Here is an 18,141-nt window from a genome sequence, read left to right on the forward strand (position 1 = left end):
TTTATCGTTTTCTTCCATTTCAATGGGGGCGACCGCATTCGTCACGGTCGCCCGGCATCGCTCTCCAGCAGGTAGAACTCCAACTCCACCGCTTCCTGTTCCGTGACGGTCAGGTTGTCATGGGCCAGTATGGCTTCGGCAATACTCAGCGCGGCCCCGTTGTGCAGGTACGGTGCGGTTGCCCAGAGGAAATCCAGGGTGGGCGTATCGATACCATACACCGGGCCCTCATGGCTGGAGCCGGTGGCAGCGGTCAGTGTGCCGACATCATGCACCACGCCGGCCGCTGAATCCGTGCGGCGGTCCCCGCTATGGCAACCGGCGCAGTTTTCCCGCTGGTACACCGACTGCCCCGCCGTTGCGGTCGTCGACAGGCTGCCATCGTTAAAGGGCGAGGCCGGGTGCCCGTCAAGGGATGCCAGGTAACTGGCAAGGGCGTCCAGGTCCGCACTAAGCCCGGCGCGATCCGTTGACAGCGGATCGTCAGCCAGGTCGAACTCACTGTCGTCGACCAGGCCGGTGCCACCCGCCAGCAGGCGGATCTGGGATTCGAAGTCCTGCACCTCGTCGAAGTTACCGGTCCAGTGGATACGGCCATGGCCCGCGCCCTTGCCGGTAAGGTCGATGGTATTGCGTACGCCCTCTCCCAGGCTGGTCAGGTCCCAGACCCGTCCGTCGTGGCCACCATCATTGTGGCAGGAGGCACAGCTCATGTAGTTGTCCCTGGCCAGGCGGTCATCCGCGGCATCGTAGAAAAGCTGCTTACCCAACAGTACGTCCGGCGACAGCGCTTCGCTGGATACCAGATCCACCACATTCAGGGCATTGGCCTGCGGCAGGTTATCCAGCAGGATCGGGCCGAGGTCGTAGCTCTGCAGGCTGCGATCCATGAAGTTGTGGATCAGCAGCCGCTCGCCATCGGCGCTCAGTGCCAGCCCCTGGGGCGCAATGCCGGTCGCCAGCCTGGTGAGCTGGTAACCGTCCTCCAGATTATAGACCGCCACTTCACGGCTGGTTTCCAGGGCGACGAACAGGTACCGGCCATCCGCCGTTACCACCGCACCTGTCGCCATACTGGCGTTATCGTGGTCGATGCGCGCCCCCGGGTTCTCAGTGCCGGCCACCAGGTCCACCCGGGATGTCACGGCCCGTACGGTCTGATCGAAGGTCATGCCGGGACCACCACGGGCCGCGCCAGCCAGGATATTGTCCTGCTTCGACGGCACATAGGCCCAGTCGCCGTCGGGTCCGAGGAGCGGGGCGCTGAGGTAGTTGGGCATACCCGGGCCGGTGCTTTCGGAGACGCCCCGGTTCCGGTAACCCAGTAGAATGGTGTCCACCACTGACAGGCTCTGGGCATCCACCACCCACAGCTCACCACCACCGGCCGCAACATCCGGTGCCAGGCCGTCCTCGCCCGGCAGGGGCGGTGTGATGAAATTGGTGACATAGACGGTGCTGCCATCCTCGCTGATCGCCAGGTGGCGGGGCCGTCCGTCCAGGGTTCCGGTGGCGTTGACCTGACCGGTGTCGGTATCCACCCGAACCAGTTGCGCCGTGGCCTCCAGTACCACCAGCAGATCATCACCGCCAGGCACACGCACCAGGCCATGGGGACGGCTGTCCGGGGGCAGTTGGATAGTCTCCACCACGGTCTGGGTAGTGGTATCGATTACACTCACGGAGGCATCGGCCTTGTTGGTCACCCAGACCCGGGCACCGTCCGCCGCCAGTGCGATGGACGATGGCTTGCCACCCACGGGCACCTCGGCAATCCGCTGGTCACCCACCACCAGCGAGACGGTGTCGTTATCCGGGTTGGCAACCCAGACCCGATCCTCACTGGTCGAGCTTTCCACGGCCAGGGTGGTGGAGTTGAGTACCGGCAGCGGCGGCCTGGCGTAGAGGGACGGATTCGCCGGATAGAAGTCGGCATTGTCGCCCACACCGTCACCATCGCTGTCGGCCCACTCGGTGGCATCGTCCGGGAACGGGTCGCTGTTGTCACCCACACCGTCGCCATCGGTATCCACCGAGTTGTCCGGGTCGTTCGGGAAGCTGTCGGCATTGTCACCGACACCGTCGCCATCACTGTCGATGACCTCCGCCGAGTTATCCGGGAAGGCATCCTCGTCGTCGATGACACCGTCATTGTCGGTATCCGCCGGGGCCACCCGGGGGGCCAGCCCCATCACTTCCTGGCTGGCCAGTTCGGTGTTGCCGTCACGGCCCGCCACAATGAACAGCTCGTCGCCGTAACGGGCACCACCCGGGGCATTGCGGCCCGTAATCAGGCTGGGCAGCTCCCGCCAGCTTCCGGTACGAACATCCAGGGCCTCGACTTCCGTATGGTCACCGGCCGGGCTCTCACCCGCTGCCACAACCAGTTCCGGCCCGTGCTTGATCAGGGCCACACCGGCACGGGGGGTGGGAATGTCGTTCTCCAGGGTGGTCCACTGGCCGGTGTCGAAATCGTATACATCCACACTGGGCTCGGTATCGCCCACGGCGTTGCCAAGATTGACGCTGGAGCGGCGACCGGCCACCACGTAGAGCTTGCCGTCCACTACCGAGGCTCGGTGGTGGTCACGGGCATGGGGCGCATCGGGTAATGGGGTCCATGTCTTCGATACCGGATCGTAGACGTCGAACCAGGGCACCCAGCCGTCGTTGTGGCCCTTGGTATTGCCACCGACCACGTAGATCCTGCCACCATAGTTCACCGCCGCGGCGGCACCACGACGACGGTCTTCCGGAATCACCGCTTCCTCCCGCCATTGGGCCGGTTCATCGGGATCAAAGCTGTAGATCTCCGCCACTGGGGTTTCCGACGGGAAGCCACCACTAAAGGCGCCGACGATGTACACCCGGCCACCCACTTCCACGCTCTGGAAGTGATGCAGTTGCAGCTCGTTGAAAGCGCCGTCCCGGGGCACGCCCTGGTCGGACCAGCTATTGGTCAGGGCATTGTAGACGTTGACTGCCCGGCTGTCCCGGCCACCGATCAGGTACATGCTGTTTTCCACGGCGATATAGTCGCTCTCGTGGCGGGCATCCGGTGTGCCAAAATCGGGCTGGCGGACAGACCACTGGGTAGCGCCGTCGCCCCACTGGTTGGGATCATTCGGATAGACGTCGGCATTGTCGCCCACACCATCGCCATCACTGTCGACCCATTCAGTCGGGTCGCCGGGGAAGGCATCATCGACATTGGGATAGCCATCACCGTCCCGGTCGGAATCGCTGTTGTCGCCAATGCCGTCACCGTCGGTGTCGGCCCACTCGTTGGGATCGTTCGGGTAGGCATCGCCGTTGTCGCCCACGCCGTCGCCATCGGTATCGGTCCATTCAGTCGGGTCGTTCGGGAAGGCGTCCTCGGTATCGACGACGCCGTCGCCGTCGGTATCCAGACCATCGCCCTCACGCACCACCTGGATTGCATAGCCTTCCGATGGCACGCCTTCGTCGTTGACGGCGAACAACCAGTAGTAACCCGGAATCATGACGTTCGGGTTGGGATTAACCTCAACCGAATAGGAGCCGCTACCACCATCGAACGCCAGGGGAACAAAGCGTTGGTCCGTGTTGATGGAGTGCGTGGTTCCCTGCAGGCGGATCATATTGAACTCAGCGACGGTTCCACTGGTATTGATCGTCATCTCAGCACCAGCGACAACCTGCTGCGGCCCCTGGAGGATCTCGGGCCGGCTGGCAGGTGAGCCATCCTCGTTGAACAGGTAGTCCGGCGAGTAGAACTGGGCGTCCTTATGGTTGGCATCACAGGCGCCGCAGGCGCCACCACCGCCGGTGAAGACCCGGCCGTCCTTCATGAGCAGCGCGGTTGAGTGGTAGTTGCGGGGCACGGTCAGGCTGTTGACCGGCGTCCACTCCCCAGTGTCCGGGTCCCAGATTTCCGGTTGCAGGATGCTGCCTTCGTCGTTGAACAGTTTAGCGGCCGTGGTACCACCGATCACCATCACGCGACCATCCGGCAGCACCACGGAATCCTGGAAGGTACGCCGGTGTTGCATGGGCGTGGTTTCCTGGATGACCGGGGCAGCACCGTTCAGGTCCACGGTAATGGCCTTGTTGGAGGAAGGCTCTTCCTGGGAGGCATCGTTGCCGCCGGTGATCAGGATCTTGCCGATGTCGTACATCACCGCGGAGCCGAACATCCTGGCCTGGTCACCACCCAGGCGGGCGCCAATCTGCTCCACATCCCCCTGGCCGACGGTATCGAACCAGTGCATGGTCTGCATGGGGCCGGACTGGAATACCCGGCCATTGGGCGCCACATGCATGAAGGCGTACCACTGCATGTCGGTGCTGCCATTGCCGGACTGGTTGCTGTTGATCAGGTTCTGCTCGTCCACCAGGCTCTGCATGGTGGCTCCCGGGGTATCCAGCCATTGCTGCTGCCCGGTGGCGTAGATTTCAGAGGTGTTACCCGCCCCTTCCGCGAAGGCCGTGAAGATACGGTTGTCCGGCATGGTCAGGGTGGTCGGGTACCAGCGCGGATAGCTCATCTCGTCCAGGGTGACCCACGACATGGTTTCGATATCGAAACGGCTGGTCTTCTTGGTAGTGGGGTTACCGCCGGAGTTGAAGATGGAACCGTCCTCCATCTGGGCGATACCGGAGCAGAACTGGTTATGGGTGGCGTGGTCCTTCGCCATGAACGTTCCCGTCTCCGGATCATAGACGCTGGCGGTGGACTTGCTGCCGGTATCGGTAATCTCGGTACCGCCCACCCAGGTCAACAGTTTGCCATCCGGCAATTGTGCGGCGGACACGGGGATCTCCGCCCATTGGACCACATCACTCCACTGCCCGCCGATATGGCTGGCGAACTCCGTCGGCGGTGTCAGGATGGCGTCCACACGGTCGGTGATCGCCGCCATATCCTCAACACCGGAGAAGTAGAAATCGTTCTCGGTTCCCCGGGCGGCGGCCAGCTCCACGACGGCACCACCGGAAGCTTCGTAGTAGAGGATTTCCACCTGCTTCATGCCCGCCTCCAGATAGACGGTGGCGTCCGCGTTGTTGACCGGGTGAGGCTCGTCATCATTGATCACGACCTGTCCGTCAATGGTCAGGCGCACGCCATCATCACTGCGGGTCAGGAAGGTGTATTCCCCATCCTCGGGAATAAAGACCGAGCGTGTGGCGACCATGGCGAAATGGTTGTCGAAGGGGAACGCCTCGGAGTCGGCGAAGATGCCGGTGTTGCCTTCGCTACCGTCACTGAAGCTGATGATGTCCGAGCTCATGGAGACGGTCTGGTACTGGTCCTGGTTATCGATCAGTGCCTGGGCCTTGGCCATGGTATTGACCGATGCGGTTCCCTTGACGAACAGTACCTCGAAGGGCTCACTGAGCAGCCAGCGGCTGGCGTCATTCGGATAGGCGTCGGAGTTGTCGCCGTAGCCGTCACCGTCACTGTCCGTCCACTCGGTGGGATCCTGGGGGAAGGCGTCTTCGGCATTGTTGTAACCGTCGCCGTCGGAATCCAGGGCGGGGTCGCTGTTATCGCCGATCCCGTTGTTGTTGGTGTCTTCCCAGTTGTCGGGGTCGTCCGGGAACAGATCAACACCATTGGCATAGCCGTCGCCATCCCGGTCGGAATCGGTGTTGTCGCCGATACCGTCACTGTCCAGGTCCGACCACTCGGTGGGATCCAGCGGGAAGGCATCGTCTTCGTTCAGGTGACCATCGCCGTCAACGTCCGGGTCGGCATTGTTGCCGATACCGTCGCCATCGGTGTCAGCCCATTCGCTGTCGTCCGAGGGGAAGGCGTCGGCGTTGTCACCGATGCCGTCTCCATCGGTGTCCTGCCACTCCGCCGGATCGTTCGGGAAGGCATCACTGTTGTCGGGGATGCCATCGCCGTCGAAGTCGCCGTTGCTGTCATAGACGCACAGCGCGGAGAGTTTCGGTGCATCGTTCACAGCGCCAAAGCTGATCTCGACATTGCCGTCACGCACTTCAGCCAGGTAACGCTCGATGATGGCGGTCTGGCTACCAGCTTCGGCGATCATGTCAAAACCGGTGCGCACTTGCTGCCCTTCCACATAAATGTCGAAGACTCTTGAACCGACGCCTCCGGGAGAGTTGGCTGTCTGGAAATAGATCTCGCCGAACATAAGCACTACGTTGTAAGGGCCATCGTCGGACACTGGGATTTTGTAGCTGAAGCTACCCCAGCGCTCGCTCTGGTAGAGCACATCGTCTTCGGTATTGGCAACCTCGACGTCGTAGCTCTCAGTCTTGCCTCCCGAATAGTGCTGGTCCGCGAGGTAATCCACGCCACCGGTACTGGTATAGCCCTGGCCACCCACGTTAATGCACATTTCGAAGTCATTCACCGGCTCATTGGGGGTCGGGTCTGCGTTATCACCGATGCCGTCACCATCGCTGTCGAGCCACTCTTCCGTGTCGTCAGGGAAGGCATCCTCGTCATTGGAGTAGCCGTCACCGTCCCGATCCGAGTCGGTGTTGTCGCCAATGCCGTCACCATCCAGGTCAGACCACTCGTCCGGATCATTGGGGAAAGCGTCAGCGTTGTCGCCAATCCCGTCACCGTCGCTGTCCTGCCATTCGTCGGCATCCAGCGGGAACTGGTCATTGGTGTCCGCCAAACCGTCACCATCTGCATCGCCATAACTCTGATGCAGGCAGACCGCGGACAGTTTCGGCTGGTCCGACTTCGCGACGAAACTCACCTTGAGGGAATCGTCACTGATCGGCACCACGTAGTCCCTTGATAACGACGCCTTGCTGGACACCAAGGCCAGAATATCGAAGTCTTGCTCCACGAGAGAGTCTTCCAAGTAGATATCGAACACGCGGCTGCCTGTCCCCCCGGCACTGGCCGACGCCTGGAAATAAACCTCGGCAAAATGCAGGGTTGCAATGTAATTACTGGCCTCCGGCACCGGTATCTCGTACACGAAGTTGCCCCAGCGTTCGGTCTGGTAAAGGGGGTCATCCTCGGTACCGGCAATGTCGTGGACATGATTGCTGACGGTACCGCCGGAGTAATGCTGGTCTGCCTGGTATGTCAGACCACTGGCCGTTACCAGTGCGTCGCCGCCGACATTGACACAATAACCCCAGTCGGAGCCCGGCTGGGGTGGCTCTTCCTCCCAGCGTTCCGGGTCATTGGGGTAGACATCGTTCTCATTGGCGATACCATCGCCGTCCAGGTCCGAGTCGCTGTTGTCGCCGGCACCATCGCCGTCCAGGTCGGCCCACTCATCGGCATTGTTGGGGAAGGCATCCGCGTTATCGCCAACACCGTCGCCATCGTTGTCCGCCCACTCGTCCCCATCAAAGGGGAACGCATCCTCATTGTCGGCGACCCCGTCACCATCGGTGTCACCGAGGCTCTCACGAACGCAGAGAGCCGACAGCTTCGGCCAGTCCTGGATAACACCAAAGCCGATGTTCGCCATACCATCATCGACCGTGGTCATGTGAGTCAGGGTCAGGGCGGTGGTACTGGGCACCTGGGTCAGGATGTCAAAATTATCGGCAATCAGCTCGTCTTCCACGAAGACATCGAACACCCGGGTACCCGGGCCGCCACTGCTGGACGTGGCCTGATAATAGATCTCGGCGAACTCCAGCTCGATGGTGTAGGTACCGGACTCCGGCACGGGAATGGAGTAACCGAAGGCACGCCAGCGCTCCGACTGGTAGATCAGGTCGTCGTCGGTATTGGCAATATCATGGGCATGGGTGCTGGTGCGGCCACTGGAGTAATAGCCATCCGCCTGGTATTCGGTGCCATCGACGGCGGTGTAGGCAGGCCCGCCGGCATTGATGCACATTTCATAGGCGGAGACTGCCGGCAGCGGGGTCGGGTCCGCGTTATCACCGATGCCATCGTCGTCGCTGTCCAGCCACTCGTCCGGATCATCCGGGAAGGCGTCCTCGTCGTTGAGGTGGCCATCACCGTCGCGGTCGGTGTCGCTGTTGTCGCCGACGCCATCATTATCAAGGTCGGACCATTCCGAAGGGTCGTTGGGGAACACATCGGCGTTATCACCCACACCGTCGCCGTCTGAGTCGGCCCATTCCCCGGGGTCCAGAGGGAACTGATCGTTGGTGTCATTATAACCATCGCCGTCGGAATCGCCGGTGCTGAGATGAACGCACAGCCCCGAGAGCTTGGGATAATCAGCCACCCGGGAAAAACTGATCTTTAGGTCGTCATCTTCAACCGTGGTCGCATAGGTACGTGACAGGGCCGTCTTGCTGGGCACGTTGGCAAGGATGTCAAAATTATCGTCAACCAGCTGATCTTCCAGAAAGATATCGAAAACCCGACTGCCGGGTCCTCCACTAGAACGGGTCGCCTGGAAATAGATCTCGGCAAAGTACAACGTCACAAGATAATCGTCGGCGCTCAGCGGAATGAAATAGTTGAAGTCACCCCAGCGTTCGCTCTGGAACAGGATGTCGTCAGTCGTCTGTACAATATCATGAGCATGGAAACTGGTGCGTCCTCCCGAGTACAGGACGTCCGCCTCGAACGTGACATTGTTAGCGTCAACGAATTCGTCTCCACCCGCATTTATACAGATCAGCGCGTCGTCGCTGGAAAAGGGTTGCGACGCCGCCAGCGGGGCGCTCAAGAGGGATACCACTCCCAAAAATACAGACCAATACCGTCCCTGATTCATACGTGCTGCCTCTGGACTATTACATATCGTTGAAAGCAACAGCAAATAATGAACCAAGCATTGGTAACTTATTAAAATTCGGCAACAAACAGCGTTCTCAGCAGCGGATGTAACCTTTTTTTTAACACTAAGTGTAAAGAAAACCGACATCCGCTTACCGGTAATGGCCGGAGAATTCAGGGGCAGGGAAGCCCGGATCCTTGACTTGGTTGCAGGAACTCCATTAATTTCCACTGTAAGGATTCGTTTACAGGAAACGTCGCCAGGAATGGTGGTAGGTGAGGAATGGCCAAAGTCAGTGTGGTAGTACCGGTTTTTGACGCCGAGGAATATCTGGATGAAACACTGACCAGCCTTTGCCGTCAAACTCTGGATGATATTGAAATTATCTGCGTGGATGACGGCTCTACGGATCGGTCCCGGGATATTCTCCGGGCAATGGCTGACGGGGATCCCAGGATCCAGGTGATCGAAAAGGCCAACGGCGGCGTCGGCTCTGCCAGAAACCTCGGCATTGAAAGCGCCACCGGCGAGTACCTGTCATTTATTGACTCGGACGATGTTGTCAGTGATGACTACCTGGAAGAACTCTATTCCAGCATCTTGCCCGAAAAACCCGATATCGTGGTGACCGGAAACGTGCTTGAGTACTGGCCCGATGGCCGCAAGAATTCTCGCAATGTCGGCGTTACCGGCGACGCCCTGCTCACCTCCCCCAGCGAAAAGGCTCCGCTGATCACATCCACCGGGCTCACCCAGAACAAGCTCTACAGGACCGCCTTTATCAATGGGATCGGCTTAAGGCACTACACCGGCAAGAGCGTATCGGAAGACAACTACTTTACCATCTGCGCCGTTGCGCTGGCGGAGTCTATCAAGACCGTGCGCAAGGGCACTTACCTCTACCGCCAACGCCCCCAGTCCATCACCAAGGCCAGGAAACGGCCGGATGATGTGTCCATGTATGATGTCTATGATCAGGCAAGGGCCTTTGTTTCAAAGACACTCGGTAGCGAGAAGCTCGCCAGCGAATGGGAGTGGATTATCAGTACGCGGCAACAGACGGATCTGACCAACTATCACTTGGAACTGGCCCCGCCCGACCGAGCCGGATTCCGGGAACAGACCGCTCGCCTGACCGGGGACAGGATCCGGATTCCAAGGCCTGACAACGAGCGTCGCGCCATCATAAAGTTCCATATAAAAAGTGCGCTGGCATCGATCGGGTTATATCATCCCCCCCGGTAACCGGGGGATCTGACACTCCCAGATCAGGACTCGTTGATCACATTGCCGTGATCGCCACTCTCTCAACCATTGACCACCATCCATGTCGACTACCGCCAACCGGGTGCTCAAGAGTTCCGCCTTTCTCCTTATGGCAAAAGGCGTCCAGCGATCCATCGGACTGGTCAGCATTCTGGTACTGGCCAGGATACTGACCCCCGATGACTTCAGTATCGTCGCCATATCAGCCCTGCTGCTGTACTTCTGCGAGACCCTGGCCGCCACCGGTAGCGAGTCCTACATTATTCATAAGGACGATGTCGCCCCCTCTGACCTGTCCACGGCCTGGACGATCGACATGATCATCAAGTCGGTCATCTTCCTGCTGCTGGTGATCGCGATTCCCTTTATCGCTGATTTCTACGAGGACCAGCGGTTGGTTCCGGTACTCTATGCCACCTCGTCAATCCTACTGATCAACGCCCTGAAGAGCCCGGGGCTCATCGCCCTCAAACGGCAACTGGACTATCGTCGGATCTTCTTTGTGATGATTAGCCAGAAGGTCTGTGCCTTCACGGTCACCCTGTCCATTGCTCTCACCACCGAGTCCTACTGGGCTCTCATCATTGGCGATATCACCTCCGCCAGCGTGCTCTGCCTGGGCTCCTATCTGATCCACCCATTTCGTCCACGGCCCTGCCTCGCCAACTGGCGCAACCAGTGGCGCTTCTCGAAATGGATACTGTTCCGGGCCAGCGTGGGTTTCAGCAAGTCGCAGATGGATTCGCTGCTGATCTCCAAGTTCTTCTCGGCGCAGGAGTTGGGCGCCTTTTATATGACCAAGAACCTTTCGGTACTCCCAAGCACCGACATTATTGGACCGGCCGTAGAGCCCTTGCTGGCATCACTGTCACGAGCTCGCAATAATATGCCGGAATTCAATCAGCAGCTGTCGAAGGCCATCTTTGTGATCAATTCAATCATAATGCCTATTGCAGTCTTCATGTGTTTTTTCCCCGACCACATCATAAATTTCTTTTTTGGGGCCAAGTGGACGGTCGCTTACCCGATGCTGCCTCCACTGGCGATCGTGCTTGCCACCATCGCCTTTGGCCAGGTTATCAACCAGGCCATCTTGTCACTGGGCCGGGTCAGGGCCCTTTTCATCTTTGAAATTATCGGGTTACTAACACTGGCAATCGCCCTCTTTCTATCACGTGATATGGAGATCAAACACTTTATCGAGGTGCGGGCCATGTTTGCAGTAGCCCTGGTGACGGGCATAACTGCCTTTCTGCGATATTGCACCGGCATCAGGATTCTCCGTCTTGCCGCCCTTATTTCGCCAACGATCATACTAACGGTGCTGGCCGCCTGGCTGACTGGCAAGGTGGAAATCCTCTTGTCAAGCAATGTTCACAGCCTTTCCGTCTTTCCGGTAGCGTCCCTGTATTTTGCACTGTTTATCCCCGCTTTCCTGCTGACCCTGGTTACCTTTTATAGTCGTTTTGATGAGGGTGTGTTCGCCCTGAAGATACTTAAAAATACAACAGCAGGAATCAGAGGGCGGGTCTCTCGAAAAATTTAATGACATCAACCTACTGGCGACATCCAAGTGACTCCGGAAACATCGTCGTTCGTGGCCAGCAGGTTGCGAACAAAACGAACAACCTGTTCGTCTCCGTTCTCGGCTTTCAGCTCCGAGGAGAGGCATCTGGCGTTCGCCTCATACTTTTTGTTGAACACGACATCTGAAACCATATCGTGAAGGTCACGCTCCCCAATCCTGAAATCCCGGATGACACGCCCGACCCCCAAGGTTTGGGCGGCCCAGGCACAATAGTACTGATCCCACAGCAACGGTACCGCCAGTACTGGCTTGCCAAACCACAGGGCTTCCCGATAGCTGTTCGCTCCCATGTGACTGACAAAAGCGCAAACCTTCGGACTTGCCAAAACTGACGCTTGGGGTGCCCAGCCGACCCATCGTACACTTTCGCCATACTTGCACAGTGCACTTTCCGGCAAGGTGCCGGAACCCACCAGCACTTTCTTTCCCAGTGATCGCGAGTGGCTAATGATTCTGTGCACCAGCCTGTCTGGTGGGGAAGCCTGAGTGCCAAAGGAAAGATAAACCACACTGTCGTCGTCGCACTCGGCCAACCAGTCCATTATTCCCTGCCCGCCCCCCCAATCTGATCGCGGGTCAAGAGAACCGATTCTGAGGAAATCGTCAGTAGCCTGGGCGCCACCAAAGAGGTGCTTATTTTCGATATTGGCTGTGCCCGTCGTTATTCGATGGACCATGTCCGGCTTAGGAGTCAGATAACTCGCCCTTTGCTCATTGACGAAGCGATTCATTTCAAGCCAGGTTTTTAACTGACGCCTGCGAAACAGCTTGTTAAAGCGGTAATGCCAAGCCGGCATGTGTTGCAACGCGAGTCGTTCAACCAGACTGCCGAATGTCGAGCCTTTTCCCAGGGGGTCGCGCCTGTCCTGCAATCTGTAGAGTGTTCCTGTGGCCTCGTGCACAAGGAGCGGCACACCCAAATCTGCCGATATCGAACCATACTCGTCAAGAAAGATATGGGAATCACAGAGGAGCGCGTCACACCGGAGGAGCCGGAGCTTTTCCGCCATGACAGGGCGACGCCGCACCCCCTGATAGGTGAGCGGCAGAAAGTACCGTTTCTGTGACTCCAAGTGGGTAAAGAATACATGTTTCCACTTCCCTGAACAGGACAGGGTTCGCAGGAAGCAACGACCGTCTTCGGGTACCACGGCGCCTACCAGATCGCGGGAAATACCGAAGCTTCGCACTTGGGTCTCGGCTTCGTCTGGTACCACGGCGTGCACACTTGCTCCTTCAGCCTCCAGATTCTTCAGTATGAGTAATAAGCTTTTCAGGTGACCCGCATCCGGTAAGAGACTGACCATTACGATTCGCTTGTCTTGGAGGCTACCCATCACAATTTCCTTGTCATTATGTCCTATGGATCCTTTTCTGCTTTCTTAAAACATGTTCAAGATGGCTGATTAACCCTGAAATTGACGACACACATCTCGGCCAATGTTTAGAGCAGCTTTCATGATAAACCCCCGGGGGAAGGCAATTAACCTGAGCTGAAATTCTGTAAACGACTGATCAGTCCATAATGCGAGAAAACAGCGGCGACCTGATGATCATTCTGACCCAATGTGTTGTTAACGTAATGTAGTGAATGCACTCCCGCTTGGCTTCCACGAATACGCGGAAAATCCTGATGTTTCTCGGTAATCTTTACATGACCCACTCCATTGTAGAGCACCATGGCCTTAAACCAGACATCATCCGCCGTCGGGGAGATCTCCATGAACATGTCACGATTGTGTACTTCCGGATGGAGGGCACCAGGAGGATAGAGGGCACCCTCGCCACCTTGAGCAAATAGCAGGTAACTGACTTCGCCCCTTGTCGTATATTCGGGCCATTGAACGTAAGGTGCAAGCCCCATTTCATCCAGCAGAATCCTGGTGCCTCGATAACATATTACAGCATCCTTATGATGCCGGTGAGCCGAACTCAAGTTTTCCAGCCAGTTACTTGGATAAAGAATATCGTCATCTGCCGTCACGATGATTGCATCTGGGAACCTTTCCAATGCTGGTAACAGTTTGCGATAGGAACGGATATCATCCACAAACTCGATCTGCACGCCCTTACGCTGCATTCGCCTGAGGTTTGCGGGCAGATCGCTAGGGTCGACGACGCGTTCCCCCTTCTGGTTGTATTCCGACAGCCAGAGAACAACCCGATCCGGGCGCACCGATTGCCAAAGCAAGCTCATCAGCACCGTATGTAGCGTGTCGAAGCGCCAGGGTACCGAGGTAAGACTGACCACCACTTCCCTTTCCAGATCATGGGACCGCCCCCGCTTGAGCCCCGGCAGGTGGCTCAGGAAACCATAGAAGCCCTCCAGTGACAGAAACTCGTGTTTGATCTTCCTGAGTGTTCCTAACATGTCCTTCCCCCTTCATCCGTAACTAGCTCCAGGTAGCGAACGGCAATCTGCTCCCAGGAGAATCTGTCCCTCACCAGGGCCGGCAGCCGATCCCGATACCCGATATTCGCGCCCGACTCACCAATCCGGCGAATGGCGGCCACCCAGTCGTCCAGGTCCAGGCCCCGGACGACTTCACCCGCCTGGTTGCCGCCGATGACATCGACCCCCCCCGCGGTGGCGGTTGTCACGCAAGGCACGCCGAAATAGAGCGCCTCCAGTAATACCATGCCGTAGATCTCGTAGTCACTGGGCAGCAGGAACACGTCACTGTGGCGGTAGATGGCCGGCAACTCCTCCTGCCCCAGGGCCCCGGTGATGATCACATTGTCGAGCCCCTGTTCAGCCACACGCTGACAGACCGCTTCTTCCATCGGCCCGTTGCCCACCAGGATCAGCGCGGTGTCCTCACGCATGGCAGCGGCAATATCCACCAGCAGCATCGGATTGCGTCGCTGCTCCAGTCTGCCCACGTACAGCAGGATCCGGGAATAACGGGATCTCAGGTCCTGCAACATGCCTTCATGGGGAGACGACTCGGTCATGGTTTCAAACCGGGTGGTATCCAGCCCCACGGGCAAGACCTGTACGTTACTGATCCCCCGGGACCGGAGAAAGTCACGGGCGGTGGTGGTCTTGGCCAGGAAGGCGCGGACGTTGCGGCGGATGGCCGGCGCCAGCAGGTACCCATGCAGCCGGTCATACCAGGTTCTGGCGCGACCGGAGGGCACCACGTACATACCGTGGTAGATCACATAGGGAATGCCCAGCCGGCGGCAGTTAAACGCTACCATGGTGGCCGCGGGATTGTTCTCCTCACTGACATGGACAAGATCGTACTGCCCCTGGCGCAGCAGCTTCCGGAGGCCGGTGAGGACACCGTATTCCAGCACGGGAATGCGGCGGTAACCGGTGCGGATAATGGTAATGGTGCTGCCTGACTGGCTGTCGATCACTTCCACCGGAGGATTGTCCGAGCCTCCCCCCGCTGTAATGATGTTTACGGTATGCCCCTGGCTGGTCAGGCCCCGGGCAAGCCCGATCTCCTGGCTGTTGTATTGACGGTGGTCCACGTCGCTGCCGTCGGTCCTGAGAATCGCTATCTTCATGGTCGGGCACCCGCTACACGGTTATAGAGCCTGTTGTATTCCCCAACCATCGTGGACACCGAAAAGCGGGCCTCGAAGGCCTGACGGGCCCCCTGACCCAGTCGGTCCATCCGATCGGGCTGTTCCAGCAATCCGGCAAGCGCCTCAACCAGGGCCGGCTGATCGTCGTTGGGCACCAGACAGCCGCTGCTTCCCCGCTCGATGATCTCGGGGTTGCCACCCACATCGGTGGCGACAGGAGCGACTCCGAGGCTCATGGCCTCCAGCAGGGTCATGGAGGTACCTTCCGAGTAGGAGGTCAACAGGTACAGGTCCGCCAGGGCCATATACCGTTCGGGGGAAGAGGAATATCCCACCAGCCGGACCCGCTCCGATAGCCCCAGCTCCCCGATCAGCTTTTCGAGGGCGGCATGTTCAGGGCCGTCTCCCACAATCACCAGGACCAGGTTGTCGAATCGGTCGCACAGGGCCTGAAAGGCTCGCAAGGCCAGGCTGTGGTTCTTGATCGGGTCCAGCCTCGACACCATGCACAGCACCCTGGCCCCTTCGGGCAGCGCCAGCTCGCCGGCCAGGGACCGGGCCTGTTCCTCAGTCACCGTCTTGCCCTGGATACCGTTGTAGATGACCTGGATCAGGCGCCTCGGCATGAATTCATACTCCGCCAGGGCATCGGCCGTGGCCCGGGAAATGGCGACCAGGGCTGCGGTTGTCCGGGCCATCCACCGGTTCAGCCATTTGGCCCTGGTCCGGTAACGGTCCGGGTGGAACCGGCCATGTTCGGTGAAGACCACCGACGCCCGGGTCATCCGGGCCGCCAGCCAGCCGTAGAAGTAGGGGGTGTACTGGTGACAATGCACGATGTGGATATCCCCCTCGCGGATCCGCCGGCGTAGGTCCCGGGCCAGTCTCAGGTCAATACCGGGACGCCGACGCAGCATCGACACCTGGATTCCCTGGTCCGCCAGCCGCCGCCCCATCGGACCGACCTCGCCATCAATGCAGAGAACCTCCTGACGGAACCGCTGGGGATCGCCGTTCTCCACCAGTTGGGTAATCACCTGCTCCGTTCCACCAACGCCCATATTGAAGGTGACATGGAGGATGTTGAGCTTAGTGTCGCCTGACTTCATTCATCGACCTCGAAACCGACTACACCCATTCCGACTGTCACAGTATGTCTTCCTCTATGTTTGATAGGACCGCCACCAGAGTTCAAAGACCACCATGGACCAGAGCTCCTGGGTGTACCGGTTGTCGCCTTTGCAATGAATCGCCCAAAGGTTCCGCACCTTGTGCATATTGAAGACATAAGCCACACCTCCGTTGTCCGAACGGAACACTTCGTCGGCCAGGGGACGAATTTCATTCCGCAGCCAGTCCGCCAGGGGTACGGAGAAGCCCATCTTCTTCCGGTACAGGACATCCTCCGGCAACAGCTCGCTGAATGCCTGCTTGAGGATATGCTTCTTGTCCCGGCCCTTGAGCTTCAATCGTGACGGAATGCTGGCTGCATACTCCACCACCCGGTAATCCAGCAGCGGCGCCCGGGTTTCCAGCGAGTTGGCCATGCTCATACGGTCCACCTTCACCAGGATATCCCCGGGCAGGTACGTCTTGATATCGGTGTAGAGTATCCGGCTCAGGTGGTCGTCGGAGTCCGCGTTCCGGTAGTGACCGCAGGTGATATCCGCCGGGTCGTACCCATCCGTCTGCTGTTTGATGTCGCCGTGTACCAGTTCGTTCCACACCGACCGGCGAAAGAAACTGTTGGTGAGGAAAAAAGCCTCATCCGGATCCAGTGCCAGCGCCCCCAGCAACGACTGCGCGCGCGCGCCCAACGAATGCCCGATGTTACCGGCAAGACTGGCAAGCGGGGGAAAACAGGCCCTGCGTAGTCCGGCAGGAAACAGGCGGCGGAGCTGATTCTCCGTCAGGTCGGTGGCGTACTTGCTGTAGCCGGCGAAGTTCTCGTCACCGCCGTCCCCTGCCAAGGCCACCGTGACCTGCTGCCTGGCCAGTTGGGAAACAAAGTAGGTGGGTACAAAGGACGGATCGGCAAAAGGCTCGTCAAAATAACGGGCGATATCAGAGAGGTGGTCGGAAACCGTTTCCCGAACCGTGAACTCATGGTGGTCCGTCTGGAAGCGCCCGGCCACTTTCTTTGCCCAGTGCACTTCATCAAAACGCTCGGAATCGAAGCCGATGGCGCAGGTGGTCACCGGTCGGCCCGGCGAATGCCCGGCCATTAGTCCAACCACGGCACTGGAGTCGACCCCGCCGCTGAGGAAGGCCCCCAGCGGCACATCACTGACCATGCGCAGGCGCACGGCATCGTCAATCAGGTCATGGAGGCCGGTGGCCAGCTCGTCCGGGCTCGCGTCCCGCTGATTCGCAAAGGAGACGTCCCAGTACTGGTGCTGCTCCATGGCCAGGCCGTCGGTACTCATCCAGTACCCGGGCGAGAGTTTATGGATGTTCCGATAGATGGTTTTGGGGTCGGGAACATACTGGTAGGCGAAGAAATCCTTGACCGCATCCGGACGAATATCACGCCTGACAAAGGGAAGCGGCAACAGCGCCTTGATCTCGGATGCGAAGGCGAAGTTCTGCCCGTCGAAATAGTAGTACAACGGCTTCTTTCCCAGGCGATCCCGTGCCAGGAACAGCCGATGGTCCTCGGTATCCCAGATCGCCAGTGCAAACATGCCATTCAATGCGTCCAGGCACTGCTCGCCCAGTCGCTCATACAGGGCCAGCAGCACTTCGGTGTCGGTACGGGTGTGGAATTCGCAACCTTCCGCCACCAGCTCAGCGCGCAAGGCTTCGAAATTATAGATTTCACCATTGAAGACAATGACATAACGACCGCTGGCGGAAACCATGGGCTGGTTGCCCGCCTCGCTCAGGTCCAGGATGCTGAGACGCCTGTGAACCAGCGCCATGCGTTCATCCTGCCATTGCCCCCCCGCATCCGGGCCCCGATGCCGTATGGCAGTTCCCATATCGTCAAGCCAGCCACCATGGGACTGGCGGTCAGGCAGGGATGGGGATCGGAAGAAACCGGCAAATCCGCACATA

8 protein-coding genes are annotated in these 18,141 nt (G+C 58.9%); 2 read left to right on the plus strand and 6 right to left on the minus strand.

Going from position 1 to position 18,141, the window contains the following annotated elements; all coding sequences use genetic code 11:
- Positions 1 to 41: 41 nt before the first annotated feature.
- Complete coding sequence (locus RO069_RS01375; RefSeq protein ID WP_328184819.1) at positions 42 to 8,639, minus strand: malectin domain-containing carbohydrate-binding protein; 8,598 nt, start codon at positions 8,637 to 8,639, stop codon at positions 42 to 44.
- Between the two features lie 333 nt (positions 8,640 to 8,972).
- On the opposite strand from RO069_RS01375, the gene RO069_RS01380 reads away from it, so the two are divergent.
- A complete protein-coding gene (locus RO069_RS01380) occupies positions 8,973 to 9,935 on the plus strand; it encodes a glycosyltransferase family 2 protein (RefSeq protein WP_328184820.1) in 963 nt (320 codons plus the stop codon).
- Between the two features lie 82 nt (positions 9,936 to 10,017).
- Positions 10,018 to 11,502, plus strand: coding sequence for an oligosaccharide flippase family protein (locus RO069_RS01385; RefSeq protein ID WP_328184821.1), 1,485 nt, complete (start codon positions 10,018 to 10,020; stop codon positions 11,500 to 11,502).
- Between the two features lie 5 nt (positions 11,503 to 11,507).
- Here RO069_RS01385 and RO069_RS01390 read toward each other — a convergent pair whose 3' ends face one another.
- From RO069_RS01390 to asnB, 5 genes are all read right to left on the minus strand, one after another.
- Positions 11,508 to 12,881 carry a glycosyltransferase gene (locus RO069_RS01390; RefSeq protein ID WP_328184822.1) on the minus strand — a complete coding sequence of 458 codons (1,374 nt, stop codon included), beginning with the start codon at positions 12,879 to 12,881 and terminating at the stop codon, positions 11,508 to 11,510.
- 146 nt (positions 12,882 to 13,027) lie between these two features.
- Positions 13,028 to 13,915 carry a glycosyltransferase family A protein gene (locus RO069_RS01395; RefSeq protein WP_328184823.1) on the minus strand — a complete coding sequence of 296 codons (888 nt, stop codon included), beginning with the start codon at positions 13,913 to 13,915 and terminating at the stop codon, positions 13,028 to 13,030.
- Positions 13,909 to 15,063, minus strand: a complete 1,155-nt coding sequence (locus RO069_RS01400; protein WP_328184824.1) for a glycosyltransferase family 4 protein — start codon at positions 15,061 to 15,063, stop codon at positions 13,909 to 13,911. The genes RO069_RS01395 and RO069_RS01400 overlap by 7 nt, the downstream gene beginning before the upstream one ends.
- Positions 15,060 to 16,193, minus strand: coding sequence for a glycosyltransferase (locus tag RO069_RS01405; protein WP_328184825.1), 1,134 nt, complete (start codon positions 16,191 to 16,193; stop codon positions 15,060 to 15,062). The genes RO069_RS01400 and RO069_RS01405 overlap by 4 nt, the downstream gene beginning before the upstream one ends.
- Positions 16,194 to 16,247: 54 nt before the next feature.
- Positions 16,248 to 18,140 (minus strand): asparagine synthase (glutamine-hydrolyzing), encoded by a 1,893-nt coding sequence (gene asnB / locus RO069_RS01410; RefSeq protein WP_328184826.1) that lies wholly within the window; start codon positions 18,138 to 18,140, stop codon positions 16,248 to 16,250.
- Between the last annotated feature and the right edge of the window lies 1 nt (position 18,141).

This window comes from Marinobacter sp. OP 3.4 (assembly GCF_036224885.1).
Taxonomy (GTDB): domain Bacteria; phylum Pseudomonadota; class Gammaproteobacteria; order Pseudomonadales; family Oleiphilaceae; genus Marinobacter.

Excerpts from the sequence above, each read along its gene's own strand:
- RO069_RS01380 (WP_328184820.1), top strand. The coding sequence starts at position 8,973 with ATGGCCAAAGTCAGTGTGGTAGTACCGGTTTTTGACGCCGAGGAATAT.
- RO069_RS01385 (WP_328184821.1), top strand. The coding sequence starts at position 10,018 with ATGTCGACTACCGCCAACCGGGTGCTCAAGAGTTCCGCCTTTCTCCTT.
- RO069_RS01390 (WP_328184822.1), bottom strand. The coding sequence starts at position 12,881 with ATGGGTAGCCTCCAAGACAAGCGAATCGTAATGGTCAGTCTCTTACCG.
- RO069_RS01395 (WP_328184823.1), bottom strand. The coding sequence starts at position 13,915 with ATGTTAGGAACACTCAGGAAGATCAAACACGAGTTTCTGTCACTGGAG.
- RO069_RS01400 (WP_328184824.1), bottom strand. The coding sequence starts at position 15,063 with ATGAAGATAGCGATTCTCAGGACCGACGGCAGCGACGTGGACCACCGT.
- RO069_RS01405 (WP_328184825.1), bottom strand. The coding sequence starts at position 16,193 with ATGAAGTCAGGCGACACTAAGCTCAACATCCTCCATGTCACCTTCAAT.
- asnB (WP_328184826.1), bottom strand. The coding sequence starts at position 18,140 with ATGTGCGGATTTGCCGGTTTCTTCCGATCCCCATCCCTGCCTGACCGC.